Raw genomic sequence first — 9,395 nt, forward strand, 5'->3', positions numbered from 1 at the left:
CTTCTCGCCGTGGCTCTTACGTGTTCCGGGTTTCTGTCTCATCTCCACTCCTTGGTGGTTACGATGTGCCAGAAACCCTCTCTTATCAAATCAACCTAAACTGTCCCATTGGTGCTGACGTCAGACAATTGCCAGCGCAGGTTGATAGAGATTTTTTTGGGCTAGACGGATCCCTGCAATCGACTCGGTTTGGAACCAGATTCGGTGAGGTTGGAGACTACGATTTGGGCGTTTTTGGCGCTTATTCCAAGGGTGAAATCGACTTTCGAGATAGAAGCGGTGAGATTTCCTATCGCTCATTAAATATTGGTTTGAGTGCTATTCGAGAAACAAATTGGGGAGATATTTCGGCCGGTGCCATCTATGGCAAACACACCTTCGAAGAAAGTCGCCATATCATGTTCTCTGGTGTGTCTGAGGAGGCGCGTTCAAACTATATCGCTCATAGTGTTGATCTCCATTTGAAAGCTCAAATGGCAGATATCAGCCAGAATCCAGAAATCTCGATCAAGCCAAACCTTAGTCTTTCTGCGCAAGGAGTGTGGGTTGATGGATACTCAGAAACCGGGGCTGGCGCGTTCAACCTTAAACGTGCTCCGTTTTCTAGTTGGGCAATGACATCAGGCATCGGAATTGACGTATCTTGGAAACCTAGTAGTAGCAACTGGACACTTCTTGGGGGAGCTGAGTGGAACCACCATCTCTTTCAGCATTCGGAGGTGCTTAGTTCTAGGTTTAAGACTTCGTCGAAGGGCTCCTTTGAACATCGCCGTGCCAAGTCTGACAGAAATTCGCTAGGCCTCTACCTGGGTTTGGAAAAAAAGCTCGGGGAAGCTGGAGGCATTCAACTTTCAATTGGGAGTCAATCAACAGCTTCCGGAGGGTTTTCAGGCATCAAGGCTTCGTTCTCGGCCGGGTGGCGTTTCTAGTAATTTGCCATCTTGATTGAGGCGGGACATAGCATCACTAGGATGCATCCTCGTTTCGCACCGCTGCTGTAGGCATCAGCTTTCTTAAGGTAACTTAAAAAATTGGAATGACCAAACATTCGATTGGAAGCCTACTCGTGCCCATATGTGTAGTTTTGGATCAGGCTCTCCAAGCCACCTCTTAATTTGTGTATCATCGAGTGTCGTGTTTGCGGGACTGAATCAGCGTATCAGTTCCTATCTAGAGAAGTGGTTATTTGACTGACTTTGAGCTGAGGTCAAATATAATTGACCTTTGCGCAGAGATCGGACGGCCCAGGACTGAACTTGTAATCATTCCTACGAGAAACCTTCTATCCGATCCTGCGTTCCTAGGAAACACTTTAAAAAAAACCTAAAGTGTTTGACGGGTCAAGTCATGCTTGTCTGGAATATCCTCTATTGAAACAGCATCGAAGGAAGACACCAACAATACTCCTCCGAAGCACAAAGCGAACGAACTGAATGGTCAAACTCGAACCTACAGCTGAACTTCTGTTCGCACCCGAAATACTCATCCAACCACAGTCAAAGATCAACAACCCCTTCGCCAACAAGTTGCTCGAATGAAGCAAACACTAAGTGCTTTGACAGATCCCTACTTAAAAGCCGAGCTTCGAAGCCCTTCAAGCAATATCTACAAGCCTTTTGCGCAACTAAGTCTTTTTGAGCAACATCGATCGTTGGCAAAATTTGCGATAGCTCATGAGAAATGTCACGGTCGTTCGGTGAGAGGATTATGTTGCCCGGTAAGAAACTCTCTGACGCGATACCGTTGGAAAACACAATCTCGTGCTGCGCGAATGCAATGTGAAAATACTCAACGAGCTCAGATTCAACATACTCAGCTAAACCACAATTGACGAGAAACTTGGCGGAAACCAGAACTTCGTTCTCACTGAACAACAGCTCTGTTTCAGCCGATCGAAAAAGAACACGATGTTGAGGTGATACAAGAATTTCACGGTTATTACCCTCAAAACTATAAGAGACCCGAACTGGACGCAGATCACCTTTCCCTTCTACTGCGTTCTTCCCAACCCACTTGATAGGTTGGGGGCCGTGATCCAGGGTCAACACGAAATCTCCGACCTTCAGGTCTTCAACCGCGCGCGCACCTCCAGGGGTTTCAATCATTGTACCGCGGCAAAAACATGCCAGCTCAATGTCGTTGTCCACACCAAACTGTTCATCGAGGTCCACGACCGTTCCCGCGCCAACGCCAGGCGAGCCGGTGATAGTTATTGACTGTATCTCTGGGTAGTTGTTCGATCCATCGTTGTCCCTAATCACGAAGTAATCGATTTCTGTGCCGTCAGAATCCGTGAAATGGAGGAAAGAACCTCTTTCAGTGGAAGTGCTCCCATCAGTTGAGACCACTTCCACAAATGCGATGTCCGAACCAACAAAAGTGAGGAGTTGACCATCGAATTCGACTTGTTCGCCAACGTCCAAGTCCCCGTCGCGATCTCCCTCAGTTGCAGCGAGGACAAGCGGTTCATCGACGGCGACAACTTCATTGTTTCGAGTAAGCGCCGTTCCGTTTTGGATATAGTTGGTGCCCACGAGGTCGGAAGAGATTTTGATCGCGTCGTAGACAAATGCGTCTTCCACCGGCGTAGCCAATGAGACATCGTTGTCGACACCGTATGTGTCGTTGAGGTTCGAGATGCCAAACTCTGAGAATTGCGGCGGTCCTGAAATTGTAACGGTTGCAATCTCAGGAAGGTCATTTGGCGTATCTTCGGCCTCGGGAAACACAAGATACTCAACTACATCTCCGGTTTCATCATCGCTAAACCTGAGAATGGTTCCAACTTTGGATAGTTCGGAACCGTCGGCCAAGGATACCTGAAATAGATTTGGAAGGTAGTGGCCTTCGAAGGTCAGAGTTCTCCCCTCAATTTCCACTTGCTCACCAATATCAAGGTCTTGATCACCGTCTCCCTCGTCTGCTGTCAAAACAAGTGGTTCTTCAACAGCGGCAAGTTCCTCATTCGCTGAAAGCACCACACCTGGTTGTACGTAGTTCGTTCCCGCAAGATCGGACGAGATCCTAATTACGTCGTAGACGTATGAATCTTCTCCAGGCTGTAGGCTGGACAGTGTTACTGTATCGTTCTGAGTATAGTCATCTGCTACGTGTTCGATAACGAACCCGCCGCTATCACTCACCGTTGGAAGGGTGATTGAGCTTATCCCCTCGATGTCCCCTAGGTCGTCGGAGAGCACCAAAAATTGCTTGATGTCGCTACTGTTTTGATTTTCCAGCGTAACTAGGAAAGAGGGGTCACTTACCGAGAATTGCTGCCCCGAGACCAGATCAAACTCGGTTTGTCCTTCACTTATGCTCTGAATTGAAGTTGTTGAATAAACATCTGATCCGATCTGAACGGTTTGTCCGACAGACCAGTCACCTTGAGGCCCTGCACCTTGCAGTATAGCGCCCTCTTCAACACCTATAAGATCAATGCCCGATGTCAGTTTCGCGCCACTGTCGCCAGAGTCTAGCGGGCGCGCGACTTCAATCAGATCAAATACCTGGGGATCACCAATAGAAACGTCTTCATCGCTCAGGTAGCTATCGATTTGGGCTTCAGTACCCTCATCGCCGAATGAGGCATTTGCGAATGAAATAGACGTGATGTCAGGTAGAGGGGCACCATCAACCTGAGGCAACAACAGCCAACGCACACCGCTACTGGTGTCTTCAACCAGCCAAAGATCGCCCGCGTAATCGGGGATAACATCTGGGCCAGATCCATCGTTATTTCCGTACTCAATCCGAGCGTTCTCGAACGACTTTACCGAAACCAATTCAACCTGTTGAGATCCCAGGTCAATTATACTTCCGACCGAAATCGTACCACTAGCACCCAGCTCGACAGTAACATTATCATGTACTTCTTCCAGACCACCGACATCGTAAACGGAATTTGAGAAGGGAAACACTCCGGAGTCGATTTTGATAATGTCGTGTATTGTCGTTGCGGAAACAGCGAGACTGACGTTGTCATCCTGGTCAAAGGAATCTAGTTGAATGGCGGAAACATTGGCCGGTGTAGCAGGCGTCGGTGGAATAGAAATACCGGTGATTCCTACGAGATTACCGGTTCCAGAGTTAGCATCATCGGACGGAAGTAAGAAAAATAAGTCCTCACCAGAACTCCCATCTGCCATGGAGAATTTGAGCTGAAACGCTCCTCGGGAACCCAAAGAGGCAGTCCCGCCACCATCAAGATTGGCCGATGCGCCATTGTAGTTCGCGATGTCGGTAAGGGTATAAGTTATTGGGCCATTCTCACCTTCATAGATGAGAGTATCACCAACGGCCAAGACGTTTTCTGCCGCTGTGAAAAGCTGAAGGCTATCCTCGACCGTGATTAGTTCGCCATCGACGCCCGTATCGAGAGTGGCACCGGATGAACTGGTATCACCAAGATCATCAGCAATGTGAATGGCGTCATGAAGTGTGAATTCGAATATCTCGCCTCCCGTCGTCGGTTCGGGTCCAAGCGATACGGCATTGTTCTGGTCGAAATCCCCCGAAGACGCCGGAGTCCCCAAGCTGCCGGATACAGCTCCTAAGTCGATGCGGAATATGCTCTCATGATCACCGGAAGTGTCTGGAATGCCAAGTGCAACTACTTGGGTTCCAGAGCTTTCCAGTAGAAATAACTGCACATTATCAACCGGTTCGCCCGTAAGGGAGTCGGAATCGAAAATCTCCGAGTTCTCGGCGTCTGCAATGTCAACAACTGTGTAGACTACACCGTTGATAACGAGCTCATCCCCGGGACCAATCTCGCCAGATTGCGTCTGATCATGCCGCAGTGTCACGTTGTCGAAGACACCGGTCAGTTCATCATTCGAAAATTCAAGGGAGGTATTACTTCCAGGCCAATCTGAAAGACTCGTCAGAACAATATCGTGAAGGATTTCATCATCAACGCTCGGGTCGGGATCATCGGCAACAGATGAATCACGGTCTATGAAGAGCTCGGGAAATATGTTGTCATCCAAGCTCTGAAGCGGCGAAGCAAACTGAGAAGACCAGCTAATTGTCACTACATCTTGAAAGCCATCAGGCGGAATGTTTGGACCGGTCAGGAAGGTAAAAACCCGCTCAGCACCGTCACTACCTTCGGAGGTTATTGTGATCGAAGAGACAAGAGCTGTTTGCGATTCCCCCTGAGCATCAAGGAAGGTGACATTGGTAATCGCAGAGTAGTAAATTCCCGTAACAACGTCGGTACCAACGGTAGGCTGCTGATCAACACGGACCTGATCACCGACGGATAGTGCGGGTACGTTCTCAGATACATTGACGTAGCCATCAGTATGTCCAATTAGCGTCCCGCCAATCGACCCACCACCGTAAATATTCGGATCATAGTTTGTTGCATAACTAAACTCAAAGGCATCATACAAGTTCACAGGCATCGATAAAATTCCCTTCGGAATCATGAGCCAAAACGAACGCGTTCACTTGCAAGAAGCCGCCCCCACCCCGCTAGCGGAAAAGACCAACCTAAGGCGCTGAGCGTGTCATTCGCAGTTTAACTCACAATCCCCTTCCGTTCGGCAGCGCCACCCGATCGCAACTGCCTGAAATTTAAGTGCGCAAGAGCCCACCTTGTGCACAGCTTAGAAAAGCGAAGGGGAGCTACTGCAACTTACGCATCACGCTCGCCACCACTTCATCGGGAGTCGTGCCACACACTTTGGCAATGGGTGAGGATCCAAATTGAGCCATGGTGGCATCAAGCTGGTCCAGTACTTGCCGCTAAACGAAGCGTTCTTAAGTAACTTCATGTTGAAAACATCGAGTCGATTGTTCGTACAAAATCAACGATGGTTTCGTCGGGGCGATGAGGTTGGAGTCCGTCGTGGCACGCCGGCGCAAGTTTGATGAGCAAGACTTGATTGATCCTGCCATCATTACCTTTCCTAAAAAGGGCTTAGTTTCTATGATGATTGGCGATCTTAGAATTGCGACAGCTATCTTTCGGATCAGTATCTTCGGTAATTTTGGTGACAACGCGGGACCTTCTTGCGTGCGCTCGAGAGCTGCCACGAACGTCTAGTTGTTGTTTTTCACGATAGGGTGGTGACAGGCGCTTTTAATACTTGATGGCCAACACAGTTTTGGACATCCGCAGCGCCAGCCCAGCTGTGTAGGGCAAGGTGCCAAGGTGCACGACGAAATCGAGGAGGCCTTTGTCGCTGCCTTGCGATACGCGCACTATATCGGTAAATTGCGCGCCGTAGATACGGTAATAAATGACCTTGCCGGCCAGTTTCTGAACAGATTTAACGTGCCCATTTGCGCGCGCGAATACTGATCCCGCCGGCGACGACCGTGAGTGACGCGGTGGACTCGCTTACCAAATCTAATCGCTTGCGCATTAGTCTTAATCTAGACGAGATTTCTCGTATATTGCTTACTATCTGATGCGTTTGGCTCTCTGCGGACTTAGAGGGGCACCGCACAACTGAACCTTTTATCGGCGTGATCAAGGCTAACAGTCGTGCCGACCTACCGTTTGATCTACGCTTGTGCCACTGTGGTGTGAGCCGTCTCACCGAAGACTTGTCGCGGCGGCACGTTTCCCTAGTTGCGGGATGGCCGCATCGAGGGACACATCTGACATTCGCAGCAAGATATCACTATCCGGTTCTGTTGATTTAACTGTGCTCTTTTGAGCGACGCTTTGTTGCTCTCTCAAACAACTTGATGGTCGGTCTGATGAGCGGCCTGTAGGCATGACGCAAGAGCCATCCAGGAAAGAATTGGCCTCGTTCTTCGTGTGCAACTCGCGCACGCGGATGCTCCATAAATCGAAAACCAGAAGGTCGATAGCCGGGGTTTTCGACATGGAAGGATAAACGATTCAAGTGTTTAAGATTTTTATAACCATAGTGATCCGGTGCGACAAGACGCACAGGGGCACCATGCGTTTCTGAAAGAGGTTCATCGTTCAAGCGGGTTGCTAAGATAACGTTTTTTTTCAGTAAGTCGCTAAGAGGAAGGCTGGTTCTGGCTCCATCTTGTGCTTTTAGAATAACAAATTGAGCCTCTTTCTGAGGTTTTGCGAGCGGCTCAATGAGGCGTTCGAAAACGTCCTTGAACAGGATGCCTTCCCATTTCAGATCGATAGAACTCCAGGTTGTCACGCAGTGAAAGTCAGCAACAATACTTGACATGGGCAACCTCGAAAGCTCGTTCATGATGGTAAGGTTTTGAGCTACATCTCCAGAGATTTGAATTTCAGGATTTTGTGTCTGGACCGGAAACCGGTTTGCAAATTGTGTCAGGCCAAATCTTGGCATCTCACCGATATCAAATTGTCCTCTTGGCAGCATAGCATTTGCCTCCTCAATAACGAAAATCACACTTTGTTGTTACATCATTGGATAGGTCCACATAAGTGAGCTATGGCAATACTGATCATGCAGAGGCAAGTTGCCCAAAACGGACGATATTGGCTTTGGATTGTGGGTGCAGCATCGGCCTGTGTGTGCTCTTTCGGGATATTCGTCGCTCATCGCATTTATGGCGGCTTCCGTCCATGCGCCGCCATAACGACCTCTCACGCGGCAGGCCAACGCCTTTGACTAACAGCCTAACAAAATCGATCATGCACTATTGCTTATCGAAATCTGCTTTCAAAGCTAGGCAGAACCGCGCTGAGTTGCTTGTTCTCGGTGATCGCTGCGTGGGTCACACACTGTTGGTGCAGGTCGAAGACAACGGAGGGTAGGCAAACCGATAGATCGTCTCGTCGCGTTCCCGACACATGTGACCTGCGATCTGCTTTGGTTACCAACCCGCCTGAATCCGATCTTTGATCGCGGCCTTGAGTTCTATGTGCAAGATCATCTTGCGATGAATGGCGCTGCGCTCCTCGTATTTTTCTTGAGCGACAAGCGCGTGATAACCGTTCAGTTCCGGCGGTTCGCCGTCAGTGTATCGGTTCCGGTTGATGTCTCGGCAGATCATAGAAGGGTCGCGTCCCAATCTATCCGCAATCCCCGGAAACCGCGTTCTGGCTTCAAGCCACGTTTCAAGCTTGCCCATTCATCCAGCCTCAGGTGATAGTAGTGGCCTCCCGTTCTTCATACTCCATACTACTCACCGTCTTAAAACTGAATTATCACCTCGTTTCTGTGCTCGCAAACGATTGATTTCTCTGCGTTATAAGGAGAGTTATGTTAATTTTAATCGTTCGGCGTTCTAGTGACGAATGAAAAGAATGCGGGACGAAGCGGGCTTTCGCTGTGGCTGTGCGAAAGGCAGCTTTGATGAGTTCGGAGAGTAGTTCAGAGAATCTGGATCAGATTTCCACTGCGCAGATCTTGTCCCGTGAATTTGAAGCAATGCGGGTCTTGAGGATAATCTAGACAAAGCACATTTGTGGTTTCCAGTCGGGGTGTTCCTCGCATTTTATAATGCCACAAAAGACGGGGCGTTCGCACGACGGATACCAAATTTCATCCAACTTCCCTGAAAATAGCCTATCGGGCAATGCTTCCGGGCCTGGAACTGACAGACCAATATCACGCCAAGATTTTGCACCTGTTCGCCACCATGCAACTCGGACGTCATGACGTTTATTTCCTCTAAAGTCTTCAAACCAAAGACCATCAGGAAGTGCAATCTCAGGACCGCAGACAAGAGTTTGAACTGCCTTGCCAAAGTCGGTACTTTGACAGGCAACTTCCGGTAGGTCTTCACGCCGCAACCGGCCATCTGGCCGTCTTCCCGCAATCATATTGATTTCAGACTGACCCCAATATGCGTGAACAAGCCTAAATTATTGATTTTCCAACCAGAGCGGCAAACCTAAAAACCAGTCAATCCAGTCGTTTTTCTCGGTAGGATTGCTGTCAAACTGATCAACGAAGCTCTGATGTTGCGCGCAATTTTTCTTTGAATGTTCTCTAAATGGTTGCCCATCATCTCCAATCGTATGGAATAAGATCGCGTTCAGTTCGTGATTACCCATCACGGCACATGCTGTTCCTTGATCAATGAGCTGCCTGACACGGACTAAGACACCTCGATCATTGGGGTGTGACGCAGATTGTCCCGCATCAATGAAATCGCCTAGAAAAGCAAACCGTTCGACTTGCGCTTGTTTTAGGTTATTTAGAGCAGTCTCTAAGAGGGACATGTCAGCATGTATGTCGGGGATAATGCCCCAAAAATCGTCTTTTTTCGATATATTTTTCATTGCTTTGCGCCTGTACTGAACTTCTAGAGCAGACTTTAGCTGCGCTGCAGAAAGATGTCACGACGGGCTGATTGTGTTGAAAAACTCTTGCTTGATCGAAGTGGTAATCGCTGATTCAATTCCTTTATTGATTGGGGGATTTGGCGATGATGGGACCAAAGCAGGAGGCACAAGCGGCGCTGTTTTACGA

6 protein-coding genes are annotated in these 9,395 nt (G+C 48.8%); 1 reads left to right on the forward strand and 5 read right to left on the reverse strand.

Annotation, left to right across the window (positions count from 1 at the left end):
- Positions 1–929, forward strand: a 929-nt coding sequence (locus KUW67_RS18130) for an autotransporter outer membrane beta-barrel domain-containing protein (protein WP_224826752.1), incomplete at its 5' end; no start/stop codon positions are given.
- Positions 930–1,496: 567 nt separating this feature from the next.
- Here the strand turns inward: KUW67_RS18130 and KUW67_RS18135 are convergent.
- The 5 genes from KUW67_RS18135 to KUW67_RS18155 all read right to left on the reverse strand — a co-directional run bounded on the left by KUW67_RS18135 (position 1,497) and on the right by KUW67_RS18155 (position 9,205).
- Positions 1,497–5,411 (reverse strand): Hint domain-containing protein, encoded by a 3,915-nt coding sequence (locus tag KUW67_RS18135; protein ID WP_224826753.1) that lies wholly within the window; start codon positions 5,409–5,411, stop codon positions 1,497–1,499.
- Positions 5,412–6,656: 1,245 nt separating this feature from the next.
- Entirely contained in the window at positions 6,657–7,364 is a 708-nt protein-coding gene (locus KUW67_RS18140; RefSeq protein ID WP_224826754.1) for a molybdopterin-dependent oxidoreductase, read from the reverse strand.
- A 427-nt stretch (positions 7,365–7,791) separates the two neighbouring features.
- Positions 7,792–8,049 (reverse strand): hypothetical protein, encoded by a 258-nt coding sequence (locus KUW67_RS18145; protein ID WP_224826755.1) that lies wholly within the window; start codon positions 8,047–8,049, stop codon positions 7,792–7,794.
- 366 nt (positions 8,050–8,415) lie between these two features.
- Positions 8,416–8,721 (reverse strand): hypothetical protein, encoded by a 306-nt coding sequence (locus KUW67_RS18150; protein WP_224826756.1) that lies wholly within the window; start codon positions 8,719–8,721, stop codon positions 8,416–8,418.
- Between the two features lie 64 nt (positions 8,722–8,785).
- A complete protein-coding gene (locus KUW67_RS18155) occupies positions 8,786–9,205 on the reverse strand; it encodes a metallophosphoesterase (protein ID WP_224826757.1) in 420 nt (139 codons plus the stop codon).
- Positions 9,206–9,395: the final 190 nt, after the last annotated feature.

Source organism: Cognatishimia sp. MH4019, from assembly GCF_020177595.1.
Classification (GTDB): domain Bacteria; phylum Pseudomonadota; class Alphaproteobacteria; order Rhodobacterales; family Rhodobacteraceae; genus JAHTBL01.

Bases quoted from the DNA above. Each gene is read 5' to 3' on its own strand.
- KUW67_RS18155 (WP_224826757.1), bottom strand. From the start codon at position 9,205: ATGAAAAATATATCGAAAAAAGACGATTTTTGGGGCATTATCCCCGAC.
- KUW67_RS18145 (WP_224826755.1), bottom strand. From the start codon at position 8,049: ATGGGCAAGCTTGAAACGTGGCTTGAAGCCAGAACGCGGTTTCCGGGG.
- KUW67_RS18135 (WP_224826753.1), bottom strand. From the start codon at position 5,411: ATGCCTGTGAACTTGTATGATGCCTTTGAGTTTAGTTATGCAACAAAC.
- KUW67_RS18150 (WP_224826756.1), bottom strand. From the start codon at position 8,721: ATGGCCGGTTGCGGCGTGAAGACCTACCGGAAGTTGCCTGTCAAAGTA.